Below are 23,773 nucleotides of genomic sequence, written 5' to 3'. Positions count from 1 at the left end.
TATTCAGATACACCATCTGTTCCGCAAGCCTCCATGGTGCTCAAAAACATTTCAAAAACAAAACATCCTGACACACTGCTGTCATCCCCTGTTTTTAGCTTTGAGCTTCAAAAAACAAAAACAGCATGAAGACAACTATTTTTTCAAAAGCACTTTCCAAGACACAAGTATTAAAAAACAATTATTTACACCCTGTAAAAAGCAATAACCGCCCACCGGAACGCGCAGGTTGTTTTACGGCTTCTCCTGTTTTTTTCAAAAAAAATTTGGAAGTAATTTCGAAACACCGTTAACTTTGCTAACACTGTTAGGTAAATTTTACTTTTATGAGTGTAGCAGAGCGTAAATTGAGGGAAAAGGAAATGATCCGCAAAAAGATCATTGAGGCAGCCTTGCAGCTGGTAAAGCATGAAGGATGGGAATCCCTGTCCATACGGAAAATAGCGGATGCGATCGAATACAGTGCTCCCGTTATCTATGATCATTTTGCCAACAAGGAGGCCATTCTTTTTGAAATTTCGCAGGACGGGTTCAAGCTGTTGTTGTCAAACATTCATAAAGCCATTTCAAAAAAAGAGTCGCCCCAGGAAGAACTGAAAGCGCTTGTAGAATGTTACTGGAAGTTTGCGCTTAAGAACAAAAGTTATTTTAAACTGATGTTTGGTGTGGGCATGCCCTGTTGCGGTGAAGGAAAAATGAAAACAGAATTCGGAGCTTTACAGGATATCATTTACGAAATCATAAAAAAAATAATCATTGAAAAGAAAACCAATGTTGAATCCGCGTGTTATAAAACACATGCATTCTGGTCAGCAATACATGGTTTTACATCGATCATGATCGCAAGAAGTGCCGATGTTCCGCAAACAATGAACGTATCGGTGTTGGATCAGATGGTGGTGAATATTATTCAAAATCTTTAAGCCAAAAAAAACAACATCCAGTGGTAATTCTTTAATGTACTCCTGAAATGGAGCAGCAGGCGACAACGGGTTCGCGTTGCTGAGAGAAAGCGGGATCCACGCTTACAAACAGGATCATTATGCCCGGGCATCAGTTTCCGGCACAAGCACCGGGGGCTAATGGCCCGGCCGGACATCTATTTCTTTGACTCAAAAACTACTTTACAGATGAAAACAAACAACCATACCATTCACACACTCATTTTTGTACCGGCGCTTATTGCGCTTTCCCTTTCACTGCAAAACTGCGTCAGCAGATCTGCCAATCCGGCTCCCCAAAACCAGGCACCGGCATTGCCTGTAATGGGAGCTCCCGAATCACCTGTTACGGTGTACCAGGAATTTTCTTCATCCCTGGAAGGAAAAGAAAATGTGGAAATACGCCCGCAGGTAGACGGTTACCTGGAAAAGATCTATGTAGATGAAGGCGCCTACGTAACCGCCGGCCAGCCATTGTTTAAGATTAACGCCCAGTTATACAATGAAGCTTTGAACAATGCAAAGGCCAGCCTGCTGGCAGCACAGGCCAGCATGCAGAAAGCGCAGGTAGATGTAGACCGGCTGAAACCACTGGTGGATAACAGCGTTGTATCTGATGTACAGCTGAAAACTGCAAAAGCCAATTATAACGCCGCCGCCGCTGCACTGGCACAGGCAAAAGCGATGGTACGCAATGCTGAGATCAATGTAAGCTACACGCTGATCAAAGCACCGGTGAACGGGTACATCGGCAGCATTCCTTTTAAAACAGGAAGTCTTGTCGGACGCGGAGAAGCGCAACCGCTCACCATGCTCAGCGATGTCAATACCATGTACGCCTACTTTTCCATGAGCGAGCCCGATTTTATTGCCTTTAAAAATAAATACCCGGGCGAAACCATTGAGCAGAAATTAAAGAACGTTCCTGCTGTTGAGCTGTTATTAGCCGACAATACGGTGTACCCGCAGAAAGGAAAGATAGAGCTGGTACAGGGACAGTTTGACAAGACCATCGGCGCTATTAATTTCCGCGCAGCCTTTCCTAATCCCAATAAGATATTGAGGAGCGGCAACACCGGGAAAATACGCCTGCCGCAGCTCTTTAACAAAGTATTGGTAGTGCCACAGGAAGCCACTTTTGAGATCCAGGATAAGGTTTTTGTATTTACCGTAGATGCCGGTAACAAAGTAAGCAGTAAACCCATCGGGGTTTCCGGTAAAAATGCCTACTTCTATTTTGTGAACAAAGGACTTTCCGCGGGTGAAAAGATCGTACTCTCCGGTACCGGTAACCTGAAAGATGGCGCACAGATACAACCCCAACTGGTTTCCGCCGACAGTGTATTAAAGGCAAACCCGATTTAGCGGGATTGATTGGATGGACCCAATAGCCGTCATTTCGAGCGTAACGTAGTGAAGTTGAGAAATAAGTTGAGAAATCTCGAATACATAAATATCAGATAAGGAGATTTCTCTGCTTCGCTCCAGTCGAATCCTTTTACATAAAGACTATCGGATGACGTGTAGCGACTATTGGTCAGCCCATTTGATCACACTTATTTTTTCGGATAACATACCCTGAAAAAACAGCAACCCTGTTGCTTCAGGGATCTTTTATCCCGATTATATCGTTTGGACTTCTAAAAGACAGTGTCATCCTGAGCCCGTCCGACCGGACCGGGCCTGACAAAGCCAGCCCGACTGAACGTCGTTCGGGCGGGGACATTTTTCAAAAAATCATGGTTCCGCTATGGCGGGCAGGCGTCAAGCTCAGCATAACATTACTTATTGAACCACTTTTAATATTTGACTGGCATTATTTACGCACAGCATTCTTACAACTCATTTATCATGCTTAAAAAATTCATACAACGACCCGTATTATCCACTGTAATTTCAGTGATTCTGCTTTTGCTGGGTATCTTATCCCTTTTCTCGCTGCCGGTTACATTATTCCCGGATATTGCACCACCCAGTGTGCAGGTAACAGCTACCTACCCGGGCGCTAACGGAGAAGTAGTGGCCCGTTCTGTGGCAACACCATTGGAAGAAGCCATTAACGGCGTGGAGAACATGACCTACATGACCTCCAATTCCAGTAATGATGGCACCATGACCCTGACCGTATTTTTCAAACAGGGGACTGACCCCGATATTGCTTCAGTGAACGTTCAGAACCGTGTATCAAAAGCCGTCAACCAGATCCCTCAGGAAGTAGTGCAATCAGGCATCTCCACGCAAAAGGTACAGAACAGCTTTATCATGTTCACCGGTCTTTATAGTGAAGACAGCACGCAATATGATGAGTTGTTCCTGGAAAACTTTTTAAAGATCAACGTGATCCCCCAGATACAGCGGATCCCCGGTGTGGCACAGGCACAGGTGTTTGGCGCCAAAGATTATTCTATGCGCATCTGGCTGAAACCGGACCGCCTGGCAGCCAACAGCCTCTCTCCCCAGGATGTACTGGCAGCCATCAAGGACCAGAGCCTGGAAGCAGCTCCCGGCCGGCTGGGCCAGAACAGCGATGAGGTATTTGAATATGTGATGAAGTATAAAGGCAAGCTGAACCAGAATGAGGATTATGAAAATATCGTCATAAAAGCCAATGCCAATGGTTCCGTGCTGCGGCTGAAAGACCTGGCCCGTGTGGAGTTTGGCGCTTTTACCTACAACGCCAACAACCGCCTGAACGGGAAACCGGTTTCCGGGTTTGCTATTTTGCAGACCGCCGGATCCAACGCTAACGACATTCTTACCGAGGTGGACAAACAGTTAAAAGAGCTGTACACGACCATGCCCAAAGGCATCAAACCGGTTACCATGTATAACTCCAAGGAATTCCTGGACGCGTCCATACACCAGGTACGGGAAACGCTCATCATTGCATTCATACTGGTATTTATTGTGGTATTTATTTTCCTGCAGGATTTCCGTTCCACGCTCATACCGGCTATTGCAGTGCCGGTGGCTATTGTAGGTACCTTCTTCTTCCTGCAGCTATTCGGTTTTACCATTAACCTGTTAACGCTGTTTGCGCTGGTGCTGGCCATTGGTATTGTGGTGGATGATGCCATTGTGGTAGTGGAGGCCGTGCACGCAAAAATGGAGCACAAGGATATGCCGGTGCGCAAAGCCACCGTGCAGTCTATGAACGAGATCTCCGGCGCCATCATTTCCATCACCCTGGTAATGGCGGCAGTGTTTGTACCGGTCGGTTTTATGCAGGGCCCGGCTGGCGTGTTCTACAGGCAGTTTGCCTTTACACTGGCCATCGCCATTTTAATATCGGCGGTTAATGCATTAACACTGAGTCCCGCATTGTGCGCGCTTTTTTTAAAAAGCCCGCACAATGCCGGTGAAAAAGGCCACCATCAAAAACCCGCCGGGTTTGCAGGTCGCTTCTTTGCTGCTTTTAATGCAGGTTTCCGGTCTTTAACCAACCGGTATGTAGGAAGCCTGCGTTTCCTGATCCGTAAAAAATGGATCGCTGTTGGTGCGCTGGCCCTTATAGCAGTAGCCAGTTACCTGCTTATTAAACGGACGCCTACCGGTTTTATTCCAACGGAAGACCAGGGTTTTGTATTGTATGCCGTTAATACACCACCCGGAAGCTCCCTGCACCGTACCCATAAAGCCACAGAAGCGATCGACAAGATCATTAAAAAAGAAGAAGCGGTAAATAATCTTTGGGTGGCAGACGGGTTGAACTTTATCAGCAATGCCAGTGCTTCTCCTTACGCAGCAGGTTTCATCCGGCTGAAGGATGTGGACAAACGCGGGGCATTGAAAAACCCGGATGAGATCGCAGCAGCGCTTACGGGAAAAGTAACTTCAGTAAAAGATGCCAATACTTTTTTCTTCAACTTTCCTACCGTTCAGGGTTTTGGCAACGTAAGCGGTTTTGAATTCATGTTGCAGGACCGTACCAACGGCCCGCTGGATAAACTGGGCAATACCGCAGGTGCCTTTATCGGCGCATTAATGAAAAGAAAGGAAATAGCTTATGCCTTTACCACTTTTGCAGCAGGCAACCCGCAGTTTTCAATAGAAACAGATTATATAAAAGCAAAACAGCTGGGTGTATCCGTTAACGACCTGATGCAAACCCTGCAGATCTATTTCGGGAGCAGCTTTGTATCCGATTTCAACCGCTTCGGAAAATATTACCGGGTAATGGCGCAGGCAGATATTCCATACCGTAAGGACCCCGCGTCCCTGGATGAGATCTTTGTAAAAAACAACCTGGGTGAAATGGTACCCGTGAAAACACTGGTAAAGCTAAAGCGGGTATTTGGACCGGAAACCGTAACCCGTAACAACCTCTTCAATGCGGTTACGATCAACGGGATGCCCAAGCCAGGTTACAGTACGGGGGATGCGATCCATGCTATTGAAGAAACAGCAAAGACGGCATTACCAAGAGGCTACTCGTACGAGTGGACAGGTATTACCCGCGAGGAAAGAAGTGCCGGCAGTCAGCAGGTGTACATCTTCCTGCTCAGCATCATCTTTGTTTACTTTCTGCTTTCCGCACAGTATGAAAGTTATATACTGCCCTTTGCGGTGATCCTTACGGTGCCCGCAGGTATATTGGGTGTGTTCCTTTTCATCGGGTTTGCAGGGCTGGAAAATAATATTTATGTACAGATCGGGCTGATCATGCTCATCGGGCTGCTGGCGAAGAACGCCATCCTGATTGTGGAATATGCAGTACAGCGGCGGCGCAAAGGCATGAGCCTGGTGGCCTCCGCGCTGGAAGCCTCACGTTTACGGCTGCGCCCCATCTTAATGACCTCCTTTGCGTTCATTGTAGGAATGCTGCCGCTGGTGTTTGCAAAAGGCGCCTCGGCCATCGGTAACCACTCTATTGGCTACAGTACGGTTGGCGGCATGCTTACGGGTGTGTTGCTCGGCATCTTTATCATTCCTGTGTTGTACATCATTTTCCAGTACCTGCAGGAAAAGGTTGTGGCAAAAAGAGCTCATGAGGAGGATGACTGGGAAATGGAATAAGCTGTTGTCACGGTGATTGTCATGCTGAGCCTGACGAAGCATGATTTGACTATAAATACCACGGTTCGTCAGGCTGTTAATGACAAGTGTTGTAAGTTATTGGAAATGAATCTACATAAGGAACGTCATTCCGACCGAATGGAGCAGAGCGGAATGAGCGGAGGAATCTCTCTGAGAATACAGAGATCCCTCGGCTGCGCTCGGGATGACGATTAAAAAAAATTTGTCATCCGAATGAACTTAAATGCAATGTTTTTATGGTTGCCTCACCGTGACAACAAAAATTGTTATTCTGAGCGCATTCGCCAATCGGCAGAGCAACCGAAGGATCTTTTAATCCGAAGAGCTATTTCGACACGAAGGTTCGGGAACACTCTGCTCAGCATAACGACAGTGTGATGATCGTCCGTCACCCTGGGCGGATTCCTTCAAAAGAGGAAGAAGCCGAAGGGTCTCACGAATATCGAACGGTTTAATAACACAGAGCTGCTTCGACTTCGCTGCGCTCCGCTCAGCATGACGACAGAGAATGAAAGGCATTATTAGAAACGTTTCAAAAGGATCAAATCAACTATGAATTATTTAAGTATGAAAACAAGAAGTTCCCTGCATTACCTGCTGCCATTGGTTATTATCATTGTTATGGCAGCATCCTGTAAAGTGGGGCAGGCTTATAAACAACCGGAAGTGCCGCTTCCAAAGGAATTCCGCACCGTAAGTACGGCTGATACCAGCAGTATTGCCGATGTGAAATGGAATCAGTTCTTCACGGATACGGCTTTACAGGCCCTCATCAGCAAAGGCATCAGCTATAATTATGATCTACAGATAGCGCTGAAACGTGTAGCTGCTTCTGTACAAACATTAAGGCAGGCCAGGCTGTTGCAACTACCCCAGCTTAGCTTCAGCGTTGCGGCGCAAACCACCAACCCGTCCAACAACAGTTTAAACGGGTTAAACATCGGCAGCTATATTGGCAGGCAACACGTGGAAGATTTCAATGCAGCTTTTAATCTTTCCTGGGAAGCAGACATCTGGGGCAGGATCCGCCGCCAGCAGGAAGCCACCATGGCCGGCTATTTACAAACCTACGAGGCTTCAAAGGCGGTGCAGACACAAATTGTAGCCAATATTGCACAGGGCTATTACAACCTGCTGATGCTTGATGAACAGCTGAACATCGCAAAAAAGAACCTGTTGCTGGTAGATAGTACGCTTTATTTTACCCGACTGCAACGCAATGCAGGCGAAGTAACCACACTGGCCGTACAGCAGGTGGAAGCACAGAAGCAATCCACTGCCCTGCTCATTCCCCAGTTAGAGCAGAACATTGCCGTACAGGAAAATGCCCTAAGCATTTTAACCGGTAGTCTGCCCGGACCGGTGGAGCGGGGCAAAGGGCTCTTCCGGTCGGAGATACCACAGTGGCTGACGCCGGGCATTCCTTCTGCAATACTCAGCCGGCGGCCGGATGTACGCGCTAAGGAAATGGAGCTCATCGCTGCCAATGCAAAGGCAGGTATTGCCCAGGCCAATATGTACCCAAGCCTGTCCATAACAGCGCAGGGCGGGTTAAATTCTTATCTGGCGAATAACTGGTTCAACATACCGGCATCCCTGTTTGGTACCCTGCTGGGCAGCGTTACACAACCTGTGTTTCAGCAACGCCGGTTAAAAACACAACTGGAGGCCGCAAAGATCCAGCGGGAGCAATCCGTGCTGGAGTTCCGGCAATCGGTATTGACCGCCATCGGCGAGGTGTCTGATGCCCTGGTAGCCACAGAAAAATTAAAGGAGCAAAAGACCATTGCCATGGATCAGGCAGATACGTTACAACTGGCCATTAAAAACGCACGACTGCTGTTCAAAAGCGGTATGGCCAATTATATAGAAGTATTATCAGCACAGGCCAATGTATTGCAGGCCGAGCTGAACCTCGCCAATATTCACCGTTTGCAGCTGAGTGCTGCAGTAGACCTCTACCGCTCCCTTGGAGGCGGATGGAAATAAAACAATAAACCCTGTTTTATGCAAACAACAGACATAACAAATAAAAGAACAAGAGTAGTACTCATAGCCATCCTTGGCTTACTCACCGCTATTGGTCCTTTTTCCATAGATATGTACCTGCCCGGTTTTCCGGCCATGGCCAATGACCTGCATACCTCCATCAATACCATTGCCTACTCACTATCCAGCTTCTTTATCGGGCTCTGTGTGGGGCAGCTGATCAGCGGTCCGCTGCTGGACCGTTATGGAAGAAAACGCCCGCTGATCATCGGGCTGGCAGTATATATTGCCGCATCCATTGGCTGTGTACTGGTGCGTACGCCGGAGGGGCTCATAGCGCTGCGTTTTATACAGGCATTGGGCTGCTGTGTATCTATGGTGGCACCCCGTGCCATTACCAGGGATGTGTTCCCTTTGGAAGACAATGCCAAAGTATTGTCATTGCTTATTCTTTTATTAGGAGTATCTCCCATTCTGGCACCCACTTTTGGCAGCTATATAGTGGACGTATATCAATGGCAGGACGTATTCATCATCCTGGCCCTCATTGCCGCTGCTACCCTGGCTGCTGTGGTGTTCCTGTTTCGTGAAAGCAAGGCGCCGGATGCTTCCGTATCATTAAAGCCCCGGCCCATACTCAATGCATTTGGCGGTGTGCTCAAAAACCCGCAGTTTGCTACCTATGCATTTGCCGGTGGGGTTTCTTTTGCAGGGCTTTTTGCCTACCTGTCAGGATCGCCCTTTTTGTTTATGGAATACTTTGGTGTATCCAAAACCGGGTACGGAGCCATCTTTGCGATTATTGCAGCGGGGCTCATTGGCAGCAGCCAGTTAAATGCCTTCCTGTTAAAAAAATATTCCAGCGAGCAGCTGGTCACCGCATCCATCCTGTTGCAAACCTTTATTGGCTTTGTGCTGCTGATCGGTATTACCACCGGTATCTTAGGACTGTATAGTACTATTGCAGTTATCTTTCTCCTTTTCTGCACATTGGGCATCAGTTCCCCCAATACGGCGGCGCTCAGCATCCTGCCTTTTAGTAAGGAAGCAGGAAGTGCTTCTGCATTGCTGGGTGCCCTGCAAATGGGGTTGGGCGCACTGGCCGCCGCCCTTACCGGTGTTTTTGCCAACAACACGCCTGTGCCTCTAGCCATCATTATTGCCGCCAGCGGATTGCTGGCCCTGGGCGCCCTGCTGGTTGGCCAGCGGCGGGTAAAGCAATTACCGGCAATGGAAAGCATTACTGAAACGATTTCAGAGCAGGCAGAAGAAGAAGCGTGCATTATGGTATAGCAGTATGGATAAATTGAGGATGCAGGTTGTCTGCATCTGTACAACCAGCGGTTCGTTTCCGCTGGTTTGTTTTGGTGCATTTATATTCCAGCTTGTCTGTCCTTCTCTGGTTATTAAATGAATACCGCTGGTTCTCTTGTGCCTGGGTACCTGGCCGCATATCTAAACCTTAAGCAATAAAAAACCGCCAATACTGCCTGTAAGAATAATAATAACGGTACTTAGCCTTTTAATTAAAAGTGTTAACATAAGACAAACCGCCAGGATCACCACCCCCTGCCATTTTTGGATGGACTCATTTAATAAATGAAAGCCCACAACAGCTATTATTGAAATAGAAGCGGCACTGAGCCCATCTAAGAAAATCCTTAGCTTCCGGCTTCTCCTGGCAGAGGAAAGCAATCTGTGAAGAAAAAAGGAAATAAAAAAGGATGGCAGGAATATACCTGCGGTAGCGATCACTCCTCCCATTGTTCCGCCAATAAGATATCCTGCAAAGGTGGCGCTTGACAATATAGGCCCCGGGGTAATTTGTCCCACGGCAATAGCATCCATCAGTTGCTGGCGGCTCAACCAGTAGTTATGGCGCACCAGCGATTCATCCATATAAGCAAAAAGCACATAGCCACTGCCATACAAAACAGCACCGATCTTGAGAAAGATCAAAAAGAGCTTACTCTCAGAAAAACGGATATTCATTTGTAATAATACCGGAGAGAGCAATAAACCGGTGATCGCCGGTAATTTATTTTTTGCACTATACACAAAATAATTAATAGCCCCTGCTGCAATAATAAGCAGCACTTCGCTTATACCATAAAGAGAGCCTGCAAAAACCAGAAGACATAATAGGATAAGAACCTTATTGTTCTTAAGGGTTTTATCCGCCAGCCGGAAAACTGTACTGATAACCAGGGCCGTTGTAGCAGGCCGGAGCCCAAAAATAAAATCCTGCACATCCGGCAGTGAACTGTATTGCTGATAAAAGTAGCCAAAAACCAGGCAGATCAGCATAGCAGGCATTATATAGCAGATACCTGCAACCACCAATCCCAGGCGTCCGCCACGCTCCTTTCCGCAATGCATGACCACTTCTACAGCGTTTGGACCCGGAATAATATAAGAGGTGCCCAGAACGTCCATGAAGTGCTGATGATCGATCCATTTTCTTCTGACCACCATTTCATTTTCTATGGTGGCTACCATACCTGCAATACCTCCAAATCCGATTGTTCCCAGTTTTAAACAGGAGACTGCAATTTCCTTTAATTTTTTTGCCTTGCTTTCTGTACTATGTTTTGTAACCTGTAATGACATTTCCCCGGTATGTTATGGATTAAAGATTGGTCTGCAAAATACAAAATAAACTTTGGGCGGCTTTACAGCCTGCTGCCAACCAACCGGGCTGCAATAACAGCACCTTCCATATAGCCGGGAAAAGCAGCCGCGGTTTCTGTGCCGCAGAAATGTAATCTGTTGCCCATATAGGCTGAGAAAAAGGCAGGATGACCATTATGCTGATGAGGGCGTATAATAACAGGGCTTCCCGCTGCAATAAATTCGTCGTTCCATACCTTATCAAAATAAGTCGCCGGCTCCATGACTTTCGCTCCCAAAAGCTCCCGAAGCTGGTTCAGCACAAGTTCTTTACGCACCTCAGGGCTATAAGCAGCAGCACTGCTGTTTAAAAACCCTGTAAATCCATATTTGTCTTCTTCAAAACTGGTATGATCATACATTTCTGTTACGATTCCGGCATGACTGTATAACATTCCCGAATAGCCTGCTGTTCTCCAGAAGGGCTCATCATATTCAAGGGTAAATTTTACTGCCCCGGACATCCAGGTCTGAACAGCAGGAAGTACTTGTCTTATGGATTCCGGCAATTCAGGCAAAAACCGGATTGTAGCAGCGGCCAGTTGCGGGGGAATGCAGACAACCACCCGTTCTGCGTTAAATATGGTACCATCAGCCGTTTCAACAATCAAATTATGCGCTGCCTGTTTAACTGCTATAACTTTTTTATTCAGCTGAATACAGCTGTGGTTTAGCTTTTGCGCCAAAGCATGGATGAGCATTCCCGTACCTCCTGCTATCCTGTAAGAAGGAATATCTGCAGCCGGAATAAAGAATTGCTGCGGCGGTTCAAAGGATTTGGTCTGAAAAAGACTGATTCCTTCCGAATATTGCGGATACCTTGTCAGGCCCAGTTCCTCAATCAGCTCCAGCAAATGAACATGTATATCTGAAAACCAGGTAGCGCCCAGTTCTAAAGGTGTATCTAAAGAACCAGTCACCGTATGTATGCGGCCCCCCGGTCTTTCAGAAGCCTCTAAAATAACTGCTTCTATCCCCTTCTTTTGAAGGAAGCAGGCCAGTGTCAAACCACTTAAGCCGCCTCCGATGATCATTACATCATTCTGCAATTGCATCTGTCTGCTTTTATTGTTTTACCGGCGGAACTGTATAAAGGAACCGGCGCACCGATAATTATAACTGCTTTTACTTTGCGAAAATCTCTTTTTGAAACAGGTTATTTAGTGTAAAAATGAGCATTCTTATGGTAGATATAAGCAACCGGTCAAAAGCAGCACAGTGAAACCTCTGTTATCACCCATTTTTGTAAATTAGTTGTTGGGGGAATGTATCTAACATACTTACAAGGAACAGCAATCACAGGCCGTTGCTAAGATTTTGAAAAGTTATGGTAAAAGAAAAAAGGACCATTCATGAATACCATCTTAACAGGAATCAACCTGATAAACCGCAATTTGCTATTCATGATTTAAACAGCTACCTGAAAAGGAACATGGGCGATGCCACACGGCCGCATATCCACAGCTTTTATCAGATCATCTGGTTCAAAAGCGGCAACGGCAGTCATTTCGTTGACTTTAAAAAGTATGAGGTTTACAAAAATGCTCTGTTTTTTATCGAAAAAAACCAGGTACATTATTTTGACCAGAATGCCTGTTACAACGGCGTGCTGATCCATTTCAACGAAACCTTTTTGGTACAAAAGGACAATAAAACAGATTTTTTTCTGAAATGCAGCATTTTTAATAATCCATATCAGCAGCCGTCCTGCTGTATTGACAGCCATATTGGGTCTGTTTTAGATGAATACATCCGGCAAATGACAAGAGAGCTGCAACAGGAAGAAACCTTTGGTAAAGAAGAATTGCTAAGAGCCTGCTTAAAGTCGCTTCTGATCCAGGTACAGCGGAAGAAAAACGAGTTGGAAAAAATTGAGAGCAGGGATCCCTTTGCCCGGGATAATAAAAGAGCGCAGCTGATCCGGTTGGTAAATCTTGTGGAGGAACATTATAATAAGGCACTTGCTGTATCTGAGTACGCAAAGCTGCTGTGCATTTCACCAAGGACCTTATCGGATATTACCAGGCAATTATTAAATAAGACACCCTCACAAATGGTACAGGAGCGCATTATCCTCGAAGCGCAGCGCCTGTTATTACATTCCAGTCAGAATATTAATCAAATTGGTTATCATTTAGGTTTTGAAGATCCTTCCTATTTTGTAAAATATTTTAAAAAACATACCGGAATGGCGCCTTCGGAATTCAGAAAATCTGTTTCCTGAAGTACAAAAAGAGCGCATATCAGGAATCCGGCTAAATCGTATCAAAATCAAGACAGATCCTCTCATTTTTAATTAAGGCGGCTCCCGCAGGGGCCGTTTGCATGCTATAGCCATGCACATAAAGCAACAGCAATATCTTTTGCACCCATCTTGTTCGACTCACTTAAAAACAGAAAAGGCGCAATTTCCTGCGCCTTCTGTGACCCCTCAGGGACTCGAACCCTGGGCCTACTGATTAAGAGTCAGTAGCTCTACCAACTGAGCTAAGGAGTCAGCTTCTTGCTGCAACTTCCGGCATAACCAACCAGAGCAGTTATTACCCATTTATTTTAGCCGCGCTGAATCACGCTTTGTAAAATCGATGGTCATTTTATTTTCGCCGCAATTTAGCATGCTTTTTCCATATTTCGGATCTTTATTTCCTAAATAAGGATTTATTATTTCCGCTTTACTGCTTAACCAGTCTCCGCTTTCCCCTTCTCCGAAAGCCATAGGACATTCCTGCCAGTATACAGGAGCCTGATCATATTTTATAGTTAATAACAGGGTACGGATATTATCCGACAAATCATTTAACGCATGCCGGCGCTCCGTCCAATCCCTGCCTGCAGCGATGGTTGCCGTATTGGTTTTGGCAAGTTCCAGTGGGTATAATGCGGTCTGATAAATAGTAGTGTCCTTTTTCAGTTCCTCCACGTTCAATTGTTTTAAAGCCGTTTCCAAACCGGTTGCAGCACTGCCCACAGCTGCAGTGTCCCAGTTCACAAAACCTTCCGTCATCCTGTAATAGCTGCTCAATATCGAGTTCATAGACTGATTGAAGCCGGCGCTCTGTTCGCTTACAGCAACAGGAACCGGTTTTTCCCTGGGCGCCCGCTTCTTTTTAAAAGCAAACCGGTAAATCAAAAAAGCAGCTGCCAGCATCAGCACTAAAATCAACAGCTTCTTCATACCTGTATATCATTTACTCGCATCTATTAGCTAAATTTGCAGGTTTTAAAAAGCAAAAATAATAATAAATCAACAATCGGTTGATCATTAGTACAAATAAAAAGTAAGATATGCTAGTTGGCTTACAGAATGTTACGTTTGAATTTGGTGCCCGGATCATTGTGCAGGACGCTACCTGGCACATCCAGCCCAATGAACGTATCGGGTTGATCGGCTATAACGGAACCGGGAAATCGACCCTGCTGAAAGTACTGGTAGGACAATATACGCCTTCTGCCGGTACTGTGGAGCGCGGCCGTGAAACCACCATCGGGTATCTGCACCAGGATCTGCTGAGCTTTGACACCAATGAATCTATTTTACAGGTAGCCATGAGCGCTTTTGAAAAAGTATTGCAACTGGAAAAAGAGATCGAAGTACTGGGAAAAGAGCTGGAGCAAACCGGCGACGAAAAGACCTTGCTGGAATATACGGATAAGCTGCATGAACTGGAACTGCTGGGCGGTTATAACATCCAGCATAAAACCGAGGAAGTATTACAGGGACTTGGCTTTGCCAATGCAGACCTGAACCGCCCTTATAAGGAATTCAGCGGAGGCTGGCGCATGCGTGTGCTGCTTGCAAAAATGATCCTGGCACAGCCTGACCTGCTGCTGCTGGATGAGCCGACGAACCACCTGGACCTGCCTTCTATTGAATGGCTGGAGAAATATCTTCAGCACTACCAGGGAGCCGTGGTCATTGTAAGCCATGACAAGTATTTCCTGAACCGGATGGTTACAAAGATCGTGGAACTTTACCAGCGCCAGCTGCATTTTTATAACGGCAACTATGAGTTCTATGAAAAAGAAAAAGCGGTACGCATAGAAATGCAGCAGAAGGCTTATGAGAACCAGCAGGATTATATTAAACAGAACGAGCGGCTGGTGGAGCGTTTCCGCGCCAAAGCCAGCAAAGCTGCGATGGCGCAAAGCATTATAAAAAAGCTGGATAAGTTAGAGCGCATTGAAGATGTAGCAATAGAGCGGCCCGACCTGAGGATCAATTTCAGGGTAGATAAAGTGCCCGGGCGCATGATCGTAGAGCTGGATCATTTATCAAAAGCCTTTGGAGATAACGCGATTCTGAAAAACGCGGCTGCCGGAATTGAGCGTGGCGATAAAATTGCATTGATCGGCGCCAACGGAAAAGGGAAATCGACCCTGTTACGGATCATAGCAGATGCCGAATCCTTTACCGGCAACCGGAAATGGGGCCACAATGTTGAAGAAAGCTTTTATGCGCAACACCAGTTGGAAGCGCTGAATTTAAACAATACCATACTGGATGAAATGCGGGAATGCGGCAGCCAGATGACAGACCTTGAGCTGCGTGCTTTACTGGGCTGCTTCCTGTTTAGCGGGGATGATGCCGATAAAAAAATAAAGATCCTGAGCGGAGGTGAAAAGGCACGGGTGGCCCTTGCCAAAACCATCATAAGCAGGGCCAATTTCCTGATGCTGGACGAACCAACCAACCACCTGGACATGCACAGTGTAGACCTGCTGATCAGCGCACTGAACCGGTATGAAGGCACACTGATTCTGGTAAGCCACGACAGGCATTTCATTGCCAAAACAGCCAATAAAATATGGGAGATTGTTGACGGGCAAATAAAGGAATTCAAAGGGCCCTATGATGAATGGGTAGCCTGGAATGAGCGCATGAAAAAGAACAATGCCGGCAAAAAAGAAGAAGCAACCAGACCCGAGGTACAGCAGCGGCAACCGCAGGAAAAAGCAATAACAATACCGGCACCTCCGCCTGCTGTAAACGGGCCAGTTAATAAAGAACTGAAAAAAGAGATTCAACGCCATCAAAAATTGTTTCAGCAGGCAGAAGAGGCTTTGAATAAAAACAAGGAGCGGATGCTAACCCTGGAGAAGGATCTGGCAGACCCGGAACTGTATTCCAATAAAGACCGTTTCCTGAAGACCGAACAGGAATATAAGAACGCTGTTACTGAAAATCACCAGCTGGAAAAAAAATATGAGGAACTTTTTACAAAGCTGATGGAGCTTGAAGAAAAAGCACTGTAATGGATTTCAGAATTGAGCCGTCGGAATTGAGAGGAACTATGACCCATTATCTATGGACCATGAACTATGGACTACAGATAATGAGCCGGCCTCCTGTTATCCTAAAAATTAAGAAATAAAAAACAGTGCATTCATCCTTTTATTTTCATTTTAACTTATATTCGTTAGGTAAATTTTTTTTTCACTAAAATCCCAAATCAATGAAAAGAATACTGGCTATGATTGCCTTCGCTGCATTTGTTTTTGCCCTGCCCGCCTGCAAGGGAAAAAGCGATGCCGACATTAAAAAAGACGTTGATACCAAATTAGCAACAAATCCTGATTTCTCCGGTCTGACTTCTGATGTTAAGGACGGCGCGGTTACTATTACCGGCACAGTGAAGGATGATGCTACAAAAACAGCTGTTGATCCGGCTGTAAAAGAAGTAAAAGGAGTTAAATCTGTTATAAACGAGGCTACGGTGCCACCCCCTCCTCCCCCCCGGTTATTACAGCAGCCGACAGCCTGACAAGCAAAGTAAATGACGCCATTAAAGACAATCCTACCGTAAAAGCAGATGTGGCGGCCGACGGTACAGTGACCCTGACTGGTGAAATAAAAAAAGCAGACCTGCAAAAGCTGATGCAGAAAGTACAGGGCACACATCCTAAAAAAGTAGTAAGTACCGGTTTAACTGTAAAATAAAAAATTAAAAACATGGCATTACAAGATAAATACAAAGCATTGATAGACGCCGCCAATGCAGCAGGCGTTACCAACCTTGCCGTAAGAGAGCAGGATAGTGTTTTATATATTGACGGAGATGCTCCAAGCGGGGCTGTGAAAGACCAGTTGTGGGACATCTACAACCAGATCGACCCTAACTATGCCAGTGGTGATCTGGTACTGAACGTAAATGCAAAAGCGGACCCGGGTTCTAAAGTAAGGGTTGCCACCCAGGAAACAGCATTGAATATCCGTAAGGGCCCTGGTACCGATCAGCCTATTGTGGGTAAAGCGCAGAAGGACGAGATCATTACCCTGATCAGCCAGGCCAATGACCAGTGGGCCTCTGTACGCACTGATGACGGAACAGAAGGTTATGCCTATTCCCAGTACCTGGAACCGGTTGCATAATTACCACCAAAGAACCCCATTCAAAAAGCTCCGGCTGTACGGAGCTTTTTTTATTTTAAGATCTTCCGGAAATACAAAATGCAGGCAGGTATTACGTTGCTCTTCACAAGGGCTTGTTGGTCATAAAACGCGCTTTTTATCAAAACGTACATTTTAAAGCATTATTGATGCTCAACATCAATGTTTTTACGGGCAGTTCCTATTTAATATCTGCAAAAACAAAATAAACGGCACCTATCAGCAAAATAAAGCTTACAAGGTATTTCCAGTGAAAAGCTGTATTGGCAAAGACCACCGCATAGATGGTAAACACGCTCAATGTAATTACTTCCTGTGTAATCTTTAGCTGGAACAGATTCATTCCCTCCCTTTGACCGATCCTGTTGGCAGGCACCGCCAGGCAATACTCAAAAAAGGCGATCAGCCAGCTCAGCACAATTGCCTTCCACAGCGGCCAGCCTTCATTTTTTAGATGATGATACCAGGCCAGTGTCATAAAAACATTGGAACAGATCAATAAAAGAATGGTTCTGTAAAACATACGATGAATACCTGGTTTATTGCAAAGCTTTTTTAAAAGCGGCTACCGCAGCAGGGTTTATTCCCGGATGCCGGAGGCTTTCTTCGTCTTTTGCAAAAGCGGGTGCAATATATTTCATTTTAGAAGGGATCAGTTCTCTTAGCGAACTGTGAAACTCAACACAACCCGTGCTGTCAGCCAGTGCTTTTACATTATCTGCCCGCACGCCGCTTCCCGGCATAATAATGATCCTGCCTGCAGCCTGCTCCATTAGCTGTTTTATCAGCCTGCTTCCTTTAATAGCTGTGGTTTCCTGCCCGCTTGTTAAGATCCGCTTACAGCCGGTATCAATGATTTGCTCCAGCGCCTGCAAGGGATCCTTACAACGGTCAAACGCACGATGAAAAGTAACTCCCAGCGGATATACTGCCTCCACTATTTTTGCAGTGCGCGCCACATCTATTTCTCCGTTTGCTTTTAAAAATCCAGCAACCACCCCATCACAGTCCAGCGCTTTACAATTCAGGGCATCAGCCATCATGCATTCATACTCCTCTTCAGTATACAAAAAATCACCGCCCCTTACACGTATGATCGGGTACACCGGGATGTCAAACTGCTCCCGCACCCTTCTTATGACGCCATAGGATTGTGTAGTACCCCCTTCGCCCAGATTGGCGCACAATTCAATACGGTCGGCCCCTCCGGCCACCGCATTTTTGGTTGATTCAAAATCAGTAGTCGCAATCTCAATTGTAAAATCGTTATATCCTCCTTTCATTTTTCCTGTTTTAGCCCGCTAAACTGCCCGTGTATAACACCTGTTATTTAAGATGAAAAATGGCTGTTTGAATTGATCAGCTTTTCCTGCGCATTTGTTTTAATGGCATAGTTGAACCCCGGATGCAGGGCATATGCCCCTGCAACACCATTCCGGTCCAGCGCAATAAACGCCACCTGTATTTGCTTTGCCGCTTCTTTTTTGATCGCTGCAATGCGCTCAATCACTTTTTTGCACGCTATTTCCGGAGTCAGTCCCTGGCGCATCATTTCCACCACGCTGTGCGACCCTGCAACCCTTATTATATCTTCTCCCTGCCCGGTGGCTACACAGGCCCCCACCTCGTTATCCACAAAAAGACCGGCGCCAATAATGGGTGAATCTCCCAGCCGCCCACGCATTTTAAATCCCATACCGCTGGTAGTGCAACTGCCGCTCAGGTTGCCTTTTACATCCATGGCCAGCATTCCTATCGTATCATGATTCCACTCTCCGTTATCAAATCTTGCAGGAGCAGCAGGGCCATGCCCTTTATTCTCCCTGTTAATGGCCGGCGCATACCGGGAATCCTTCAGCCATTGCTGATAGGCTTTACGTGCATCCTCCGAAAGTGTTTCGGGTTCCAGCGGAAAACCTTCTGCAACTGCAAACTGCTGGGCCCCGCTTCCTACCAGCATTACATGCGGTGTTTTTTCCATAACCCGCCTTGCAACAGCAATCGGGTGTTTGATCCGCTCCAGGAAACCAACGGCGCCGCAATTAAACCGGTGATCCATAATGCTGGCATCCAGTGTTACATAGCCATCCCTGTCAGGGTTGGCACCCAGGCCCACACAACAGTTCTGCGAAGCTTCTGTTATTTTTACGCCATTTTCAACTGCGTCCAAAGCGGTGCCGCCCTGTGATAAGACCTCCCAGGCGCCTTTATTGGCAGCGAGGCCCGCATCCCAGGTGGCAATAACAATGGGGCCTGCCTGACCCGTGGCCTGCCGGCTTTTTGCGCTTTTTACCAGTAAGGAAGAAGCTCCGGTAAGCAATCCCAATTGCAGAAAACGTTTCCTGTTGATCATACCCTAAAATTTTTCCGAAAATAGGAATTCCTGCACACATTTGCCGGTATTAAAATAATTGAAGGCCCCGGGCAATTTTCCCGCAGATGCACGCAGAGAACTATTATGATCTGCGCATTCAGCGGACGCTGCGGAAACCCGGTTATTTACTGATCAAAAGAATCAGAAATATGGCGGCGCTTTTTTCCGGTTTCAAAAAAAACTTTTGATTTTGAATATTTATTTAGCCGTTCCTGGTATTCGGCCTGCACTTTTCTCTTCATAAAATTCAGCCATCCGAAAAGCCGGCCTTTGATCCCGTAAACCTGGGCAATCCACTGCGTAAGACGGAACCCTTCGCTGTGCTCTGTGATCCTTCCGTCAGCAAACCGCATAAAAGACTTTGAATAGAAGATTACAGGCTTTCCCGTGCTGGCTGATACGTATTCGGCTTTCCACTGGCAGGTGGCATATTCATGATCGATCTCTTCCTTTTTGATAACCGTCAGTTGCAACTCCTTTACGCTCTTACATACCAGTTCCCATTTCTCCTTTACCTGTTGGCCCTGCAGCAGGCCAAACAGCGGGTCGCTGTAAATAACATCATCACTATACAAAGCATTCAGGTCGCGATCATTCAGGTTACCAAACGCAGTAAAGAACCGGTCTATAATTTCTATATTGGTCATTCAGTTATACTATGCAGTGTAAAAATCTGTAAAGTTTTTCTTTGCCGCTAATATAAGACAATCGTTTGCATTGATTTCTATTAAATTCTCACATGAAAAATCCTTAACTTGGCTCACTAAATTGAAATTTCTATTATGCGTACTGCCATTTTATTATTAGTAGCTTGTTGTATCTTAAAGAATACTGGTGCCCAGGAAATAAATATCATACCCCAACCCCGCTCCGTTACCGTTAAAAGCGGTCATTTTACTATCAGTCCCTCCACTCCTATCGTTGCTGTTGCCAAATCCGATAAAAACGTAGCAGCGCTGCTGAACAGCTACCTTAAATCCTATTATGGTTTTACTTTACCCGTAGTTGCCAAAGGAACCAAAGGGATTATCCTGGCTACCCAACCGGCTTCCGGAGAGGGTTACAGCCTTGAATCAGCTCCCAATGCTATAAGCATAACCGGAAATTCGGAAGCTGGTACTTTTTACGGCATTCAGTCTTTAATACAATTATTACCTGTGGAACGCTCCGCCGCTCTTGCTGTTCCTGCTGTTTCCATTACAGATGCGCCGGCGATGGCCTACAGGGGAATGATGCTGGATGTGTGCCGTCATTTCTTTCCTGTGGAATTTGTAAAGAAATATATTGACTATATTGCCTTACATAAAATGAACTATTTCCACTGGCATCTTACGGATGACCAGGGTTGGAGAATCGAAATAAAAAAATACCCGAAACTGACTGCTGTCGGGGCCTGGCGCAACGGTACCATCATTGGCAATTTTCCCGGTTCCGGAAATGACAATCTGAAATATGGCGGATTTTACACCCAGGAGCAGGTAAAGGAAATTGTTGCATATGCCGCCAAAAGATATATTACGGTTATTCCGGAAATTGAAATGCCCGGCCACGCCTCTGCTGCTATTGCCGCGTATCCTTATCTGAGCTGTTTTCCGGACGAGTCAACAAAAGCGCCCAAAGGTACTACCTGGAGCGGACCTCAAACCGGCAAGCAGGTACAGCAAACCTGGGGAGTCTTCCCGGATGTATTTTGCGCAGGAAAAGAAAGCACTTTCCGGTTCCTGGAAGACGTATTGAGCGAGGTGTTGCCCCTGTTCCCTTCCAAATATGTACACATCGGGGGCGATGAATGCCCTAAGGAGAACTGGAAAAGATGCCCCGTTTGCCAGAAAAGAATAAAGGACAATAACCTGAAAGACGAACATGAGCTGCAAAGCTATTTCGTTCACCGGATGGAAAAGTTCATTAACTCAAAAGGGAAAAATATCATTGGCTGGGATGAGATCCTTGAAGGTGGCCTTGCACCTAACGCCACTGTGATGAGCTGGCGGGGTGAAAAGGGGGGCATTGAAGCAGCACAACAAAAGCACCAGGTAATTATGACCCCCAATAATTATGTTTACTTTGATTACCAGCAGGCCCCAAATGAAGACTCGGTAACAATTACTCATAATAAGAGCCATCTGCCTGTTGAAAAGGTATATAACTGGGAAATTATACCTCCTTCCCTGAATGATGATGAAAAGAAACTGATCTGGGGGGGACAGGCAAATTTATGGACGGAGTATATCGGCAATCCTAAAAAAGTAGAATATATGATCTTCCCCCGGATGTCGGCCCTGGCTGAAGCATTATGGACGCCCAAGCCGGAACGGAACTTTGACGATTTCAATAAACGCCTGGAAACTCAGAAGAAACGTTACGACCTTTGGAACGCTAATTATTACGGCAAAAAATAAAGCATCCATATAATTATAAAACAGAATAAAATGCCTAAATCTCAAACTGCTCAGCAAAATTACCTGGATTCATTAGAAAAGATAGATGTAAAGATTTACGAAAATTCCAATGATGGTTCTATTGCCATTGCCAGACAGATCGCAGAGCTGATCCGTGCCAAACAAAAAGCAAAACAGAAATGCGTGCTGGGGCTTGCAACAGGGTCCAGCCCTAAAACCGTATATGCAGAGCTGGTGCGCATGCATAAAGAGGAAAAGCTCAGCTTTAAAAATGTGGTTACTTTCAATCTGGATGAATATTATCCCATCAGCCGTGATGCAATCCAAAGCTACTATCGCTTTATGCACACCCATCTTTTTGCGCATGTAGACATCCATCCGAAGAACATTCACATACCCAGCGGAGAGGTGAGCAAAGAAGCCGTTAAGGCCGCCTGTGCGGAATACGAAAAAGAGATCGAAAAGGAAGGCGGCATTGACCTCCAGATCCTTGGCATCGGTAATAACGGTCATATCGGCTTTAACGAGCCCGGTTCAGCAGTCCATTCCAGAACAAGACTGATCAATCTGGATCATTCCACGCGTTTGGCTAATTCCTTTGAATTTGCCACTATTTCCGATGTGCCCAGGATGGCCATTACCATGGGCATCAGTACCATTTTAAAATCCAGAAAGATCATTTTAATGGCCTGGGGCGTGGCCAAGGCAAAAGCGGTAAAAGCCGCTGTGGAAGATGATGAAACAGAGTTGGTTCCTGCATCGTTATTGCAAAGCCATCCTGATGTGCAATTTGTTGTTGACGAACTGGCTGCATCTGAATTAACCCGGCTGAAATCTCCCTGGCTGACAGGAGATGTGGAATGGACACCAAAACTGATCAAAAAGGCGGTCGTAAACATGGCGTTGGGACTGAAAAAACCGGTGCTTTCCCTTACCAATGAAGATTACAATGAATATGGACTGAGTGACCTGCTGGTTGAAAAAGGCAATGCTTACGAAATTAACCTGGAAGTATATTATATGCTGCGCGACAGCATTACAGGGTGGCCCGGCGGCAAACCCAACGCGGTGATTCCGGCGCACCCGGAACGCTCTGAGCCTTATCCCAAGCGCGTGCTGATCTTCTCTCCTCACCCGGATGATGATATCATCAGCATGGGCGGCACGTTCCAGCGCCTGCACGACCAGGGCCATGATGTGCATGTAGGCTATCAGACCTCCGGGAATATTGCGGTTACTGACGAGTTTGTAACCCGCTTTCTTGATTTTGCCGTGGGTTTTAACGAGATTGCAAAAATCGGTTCAGACAAGCCGGAAAAAATACTGGCCCAAACACGCAAATATGTTGCAGGCAAAAAGCCCAACCAGGTAGACACCCCCACCATCCGAGAGATCAAAGGGCTGATCCGCCGCGGCGAAGCCAGCGCTACCTGCCGTTATGTGGGCATTCCGGATAGCAATATCCATTTCATGAACCTGCCGTTTTACGAAACCGGCACCATCGAAAAGAAACCCCTTGGGGAAAAAGACATTAAGATTACCATGGAGCTGCTGCGCAGGATCAAACCGCACCAGGTGTTTTGCGCAGGAGATTTTGCAGACCCGCATGGTACGCACCTTGTTTGCTTCAACGCTGTATTAACAGCGTTGCAACGGATCAAGGCTGCTGGCGATGAATGGGTAAAGGACTGCTGGCTGTGGCTGTATAAAGGCGCCTGGCAGGAATGGAATATTGAGGAAATTGAAATGGCCATCCCCATGAGCCCGGAGCAGGTGTTAAAAAAACGTTTTGGTATTTTCATTCACCAGTCGCAAAAAGATATGGTGCCTTTCCAGGGATCAGATAACCGTGAGTTCTGGCAAAGAGCCGAAGAACGGAATGCCAATACCGCAGCCATCTATGCAGATCTGGGGCTGACCCACTATGCGGCAATGGAAGCCTTTGTACGCTGGCATTATTAGCAGGCGAATATAT

The 23,773-nt window shown here is 46.3% G+C and carries 20 protein-coding genes and 1 tRNA gene; 13 read left to right on the top strand and 8 right to left on the bottom strand.

Annotated elements, in window-relative coordinates; translation table 11 throughout:
• Positions 1–125 precede the first annotated feature (125 nt).
• The 6 genes from A8C56_RS24390 (at position 126) to A8C56_RS07590 (ending at position 9,260) form a co-directional block, all read left to right on the top strand.
• The gene (locus A8C56_RS24390; RefSeq protein ID WP_157097910.1) at positions 126–293 is read left to right on the top strand and encodes a hypothetical protein; all 168 of its coding nucleotides are present in this window, start codon (positions 126–128) and stop codon (positions 291–293) included.
• Between the two features lie 33 nt (positions 294–326).
• Positions 327–923, top strand: a complete 597-nt coding sequence (locus A8C56_RS07610) for a TetR/AcrR family transcriptional regulator (RefSeq protein ID WP_067754076.1) — start codon at positions 327–329, stop codon at positions 921–923.
• Between the two features lie 207 nt (positions 924–1,130).
• Complete coding sequence (locus A8C56_RS07605) at positions 1,131–2,306, top strand: efflux RND transporter periplasmic adaptor subunit (protein WP_067761740.1); 1,176 nt, start codon at positions 1,131–1,133, stop codon at positions 2,304–2,306.
• Between the two features lie 486 nt (positions 2,307–2,792).
• Entirely contained in the window at positions 2,793–5,957 is a 3,165-nt protein-coding gene (locus A8C56_RS07600) for an efflux RND transporter permease subunit (protein WP_067761738.1), read from the top strand.
• Positions 5,958–6,530: 573 nt separating this feature from the next.
• On the top strand, positions 6,531–7,967 hold the full coding sequence (locus A8C56_RS07595) for an efflux transporter outer membrane subunit (protein WP_084490089.1): 1,437 nt from the start codon (positions 6,531–6,533) through the stop codon (positions 7,965–7,967).
• 18 nt (positions 7,968–7,985) lie between these two features.
• Positions 7,986–9,260, top strand: coding sequence for a multidrug effflux MFS transporter (locus A8C56_RS07590; protein ID WP_067754073.1), 1,275 nt, complete (start codon positions 7,986–7,988; stop codon positions 9,258–9,260).
• 162 nt (positions 9,261–9,422) lie between these two features.
• Here the strand turns inward: A8C56_RS07590 and chrA are convergent, their stop codons facing one another.
• Together chrA and A8C56_RS07580 are read right to left on the bottom strand one after the other, a co-directional pair.
• The gene (chrA, locus tag A8C56_RS07585) at positions 9,423–10,577 is read right to left on the bottom strand and encodes a chromate efflux transporter (protein WP_067754070.1); all 1,155 of its coding nucleotides are present in this window, start codon (positions 10,575–10,577) and stop codon (positions 9,423–9,425) included.
• A gap of 62 nt (positions 10,578–10,639) precedes the next feature.
• The gene (locus tag A8C56_RS07580) at positions 10,640–11,692 is read right to left on the bottom strand and encodes a flavin monoamine oxidase family protein (protein ID WP_067754067.1); all 1,053 of its coding nucleotides are present in this window, start codon (positions 11,690–11,692) and stop codon (positions 10,640–10,642) included.
• 272 nt (positions 11,693–11,964) lie between these two features.
• On the opposite strand from A8C56_RS07580, the gene A8C56_RS07575 reads away from it, so the two are divergent.
• Positions 11,965–12,861 carry a helix-turn-helix domain-containing protein gene (locus A8C56_RS07575; protein ID WP_067754064.1) on the top strand — a complete coding sequence of 299 codons (897 nt, stop codon included), beginning with the start codon at positions 11,965–11,967 and terminating at the stop codon, positions 12,859–12,861.
• Between the two features lie 200 nt (positions 12,862–13,061).
• On the opposite strand, the gene A8C56_RS07570 is transcribed toward A8C56_RS07575, so the two are convergent.
• Together A8C56_RS07570 and A8C56_RS07565 are read right to left on the bottom strand one after the other, a co-directional pair.
• Positions 13,062–13,134, bottom strand: a tRNA-Lys gene (locus A8C56_RS07570).
• Positions 13,135–13,185: 51 nt separating this feature from the next.
• Complete coding sequence (locus A8C56_RS07565; protein WP_067754061.1) at positions 13,186–13,812, bottom strand: DUF3347 domain-containing protein; 627 nt, start codon at positions 13,810–13,812, stop codon at positions 13,186–13,188.
• A gap of 110 nt (positions 13,813–13,922) precedes the next feature.
• On the opposite strand from A8C56_RS07565, the gene abc-f reads away from it, so the two are divergent.
• The 4 genes from abc-f (at position 13,923) to A8C56_RS07550 (ending at position 17,007) form a co-directional block, all read left to right on the top strand.
• A complete protein-coding gene (abc-f, locus tag A8C56_RS07560; RefSeq protein WP_067754058.1) occupies positions 13,923–15,890 on the top strand; it encodes a ribosomal protection-like ABC-F family protein in 1,968 nt (655 codons plus the stop codon).
• Between the two features lie 200 nt (positions 15,891–16,090).
• Positions 16,091–16,399 (top strand): BON domain-containing protein, encoded by a 309-nt coding sequence (locus tag A8C56_RS24990; protein WP_245645794.1) that lies wholly within the window; start codon positions 16,091–16,093, stop codon positions 16,397–16,399.
• 50 nt (positions 16,400–16,449) lie between these two features.
• The gene (locus A8C56_RS25270; RefSeq protein ID WP_262492540.1) at positions 16,450–16,575 is read left to right on the top strand and encodes a hypothetical protein; all 126 of its coding nucleotides are present in this window, start codon (positions 16,450–16,452) and stop codon (positions 16,573–16,575) included.
• A gap of 12 nt (positions 16,576–16,587) precedes the next feature.
• Positions 16,588–17,007 (top strand): SH3 domain-containing protein, encoded by a 420-nt coding sequence (locus tag A8C56_RS07550; protein ID WP_067754053.1) that lies wholly within the window; start codon positions 16,588–16,590, stop codon positions 17,005–17,007.
• 199 nt (positions 17,008–17,206) lie between these two features.
• Here the strand turns inward: A8C56_RS07550 and A8C56_RS07545 are convergent, their stop codons facing one another.
• The 4 genes from A8C56_RS07545 to A8C56_RS07530 all read right to left on the bottom strand — a co-directional run bounded on the left by A8C56_RS07545 (position 17,207) and on the right by A8C56_RS07530 (position 20,046).
• Positions 17,207–17,548, bottom strand: coding sequence for a DMT family protein (locus tag A8C56_RS07545; RefSeq protein ID WP_067754051.1), 342 nt, complete (start codon positions 17,546–17,548; stop codon positions 17,207–17,209).
• A gap of 16 nt (positions 17,549–17,564) precedes the next feature.
• Positions 17,565–18,308, bottom strand: a complete 744-nt coding sequence (locus tag A8C56_RS07540; protein ID WP_067754048.1) for a copper homeostasis protein CutC — start codon at positions 18,306–18,308, stop codon at positions 17,565–17,567.
• A 47-nt stretch (positions 18,309–18,355) separates the two neighbouring features.
• Positions 18,356–19,378 carry an isoaspartyl peptidase/L-asparaginase family protein gene (locus tag A8C56_RS07535; RefSeq protein ID WP_067754045.1) on the bottom strand — a complete coding sequence of 341 codons (1,023 nt, stop codon included), beginning with the start codon at positions 19,376–19,378 and terminating at the stop codon, positions 18,356–18,358.
• A 146-nt stretch (positions 19,379–19,524) separates the two neighbouring features.
• Positions 19,525–20,046, bottom strand: coding sequence for a nuclear transport factor 2 family protein (locus A8C56_RS07530; RefSeq protein WP_067754042.1), 522 nt, complete (start codon positions 20,044–20,046; stop codon positions 19,525–19,527).
• Positions 20,047–20,181: 135 nt separating this feature from the next.
• Between A8C56_RS07530 and A8C56_RS07525 the strand changes: the two genes are divergently transcribed.
• A complete protein-coding gene (locus tag A8C56_RS07525) occupies positions 20,182–21,798 on the top strand; it encodes a beta-N-acetylhexosaminidase (RefSeq protein ID WP_067754040.1) in 1,617 nt (538 codons plus the stop codon).
• A 30-nt stretch (positions 21,799–21,828) separates the two neighbouring features.
• On the top strand, positions 21,829–23,760 hold the full coding sequence (nagB, locus tag A8C56_RS07520; RefSeq protein ID WP_067754037.1) for a glucosamine-6-phosphate deaminase: 1,932 nt from the start codon (positions 21,829–21,831) through the stop codon (positions 23,758–23,760).
• The last annotated feature ends 13 nt before the right edge of the window (positions 23,761–23,773 follow it).

It is taken from the genome of Niabella ginsenosidivorans (assembly GCF_001654455.1).
GTDB lineage: Bacteria > Bacteroidota > Bacteroidia > Chitinophagales > Chitinophagaceae > Niabella > Niabella ginsenosidivorans.
The sequence above is the reverse complement of the archived record's forward strand: the minus strand, read 5'-3'. Positions and strand labels throughout refer to the sequence as shown.

Bases quoted from the DNA above. Each gene is read 5' to 3' on its own strand.
- A8C56_RS24390 (WP_157097910.1), top strand. From the start codon at position 126: ATGAAGACAACTATTTTTTCAAAAGCACTTTCCAAGACACAAGTATTA.
- A8C56_RS07610 (WP_067754076.1), top strand. From the start codon at position 327: ATGAGTGTAGCAGAGCGTAAATTGAGGGAAAAGGAAATGATCCGCAAA.
- A8C56_RS07605 (WP_067761740.1), top strand. From the start codon at position 1,131: ATGAAAACAAACAACCATACCATTCACACACTCATTTTTGTACCGGCG.
- A8C56_RS07600 (WP_067761738.1), top strand. From the start codon at position 2,793: ATGCTTAAAAAATTCATACAACGACCCGTATTATCCACTGTAATTTCA.
- A8C56_RS07595 (WP_084490089.1), top strand. From the start codon at position 6,531: ATGAATTATTTAAGTATGAAAACAAGAAGTTCCCTGCATTACCTGCTG.
- A8C56_RS07590 (WP_067754073.1), top strand. From the start codon at position 7,986: ATGCAAACAACAGACATAACAAATAAAAGAACAAGAGTAGTACTCATA.
- chrA (WP_067754070.1), bottom strand. From the start codon at position 10,577: ATGTCATTACAGGTTACAAAACATAGTACAGAAAGCAAGGCAAAAAAA.
- A8C56_RS07580 (WP_067754067.1), bottom strand. From the start codon at position 11,692: ATGCAATTGCAGAATGATGTAATGATCATCGGAGGCGGCTTAAGTGGT.
- A8C56_RS07575 (WP_067754064.1), top strand. From the start codon at position 11,965: ATGGTAAAAGAAAAAAGGACCATTCATGAATACCATCTTAACAGGAAT.
- A8C56_RS07565 (WP_067754061.1), bottom strand. From the start codon at position 13,812: ATGAAGAAGCTGTTGATTTTAGTGCTGATGCTGGCAGCTGCTTTTTTG.
- abc-f (WP_067754058.1), top strand. From the start codon at position 13,923: ATGCTAGTTGGCTTACAGAATGTTACGTTTGAATTTGGTGCCCGGATC.
- A8C56_RS24990 (WP_245645794.1), top strand. From the start codon at position 16,091: ATGAAAAGAATACTGGCTATGATTGCCTTCGCTGCATTTGTTTTTGCC.
- A8C56_RS07550 (WP_067754053.1), top strand. From the start codon at position 16,588: ATGGCATTACAAGATAAATACAAAGCATTGATAGACGCCGCCAATGCA.
- A8C56_RS07545 (WP_067754051.1), bottom strand. From the start codon at position 17,548: ATGTTTTACAGAACCATTCTTTTATTGATCTGTTCCAATGTTTTTATG.
- A8C56_RS07540 (WP_067754048.1), bottom strand. From the start codon at position 18,308: ATGAAAGGAGGATATAACGATTTTACAATTGAGATTGCGACTACTGAT.
- A8C56_RS07535 (WP_067754045.1), bottom strand. From the start codon at position 19,378: ATGATCAACAGGAAACGTTTTCTGCAATTGGGATTGCTTACCGGAGCT.
- A8C56_RS07530 (WP_067754042.1), bottom strand. From the start codon at position 20,046: ATGACCAATATAGAAATTATAGACCGGTTCTTTACTGCGTTTGGTAAC.
- A8C56_RS07525 (WP_067754040.1), top strand. From the start codon at position 20,182: ATGCGTACTGCCATTTTATTATTAGTAGCTTGTTGTATCTTAAAGAAT.
- nagB (WP_067754037.1), top strand. From the start codon at position 21,829: ATGCCTAAATCTCAAACTGCTCAGCAAAATTACCTGGATTCATTAGAA.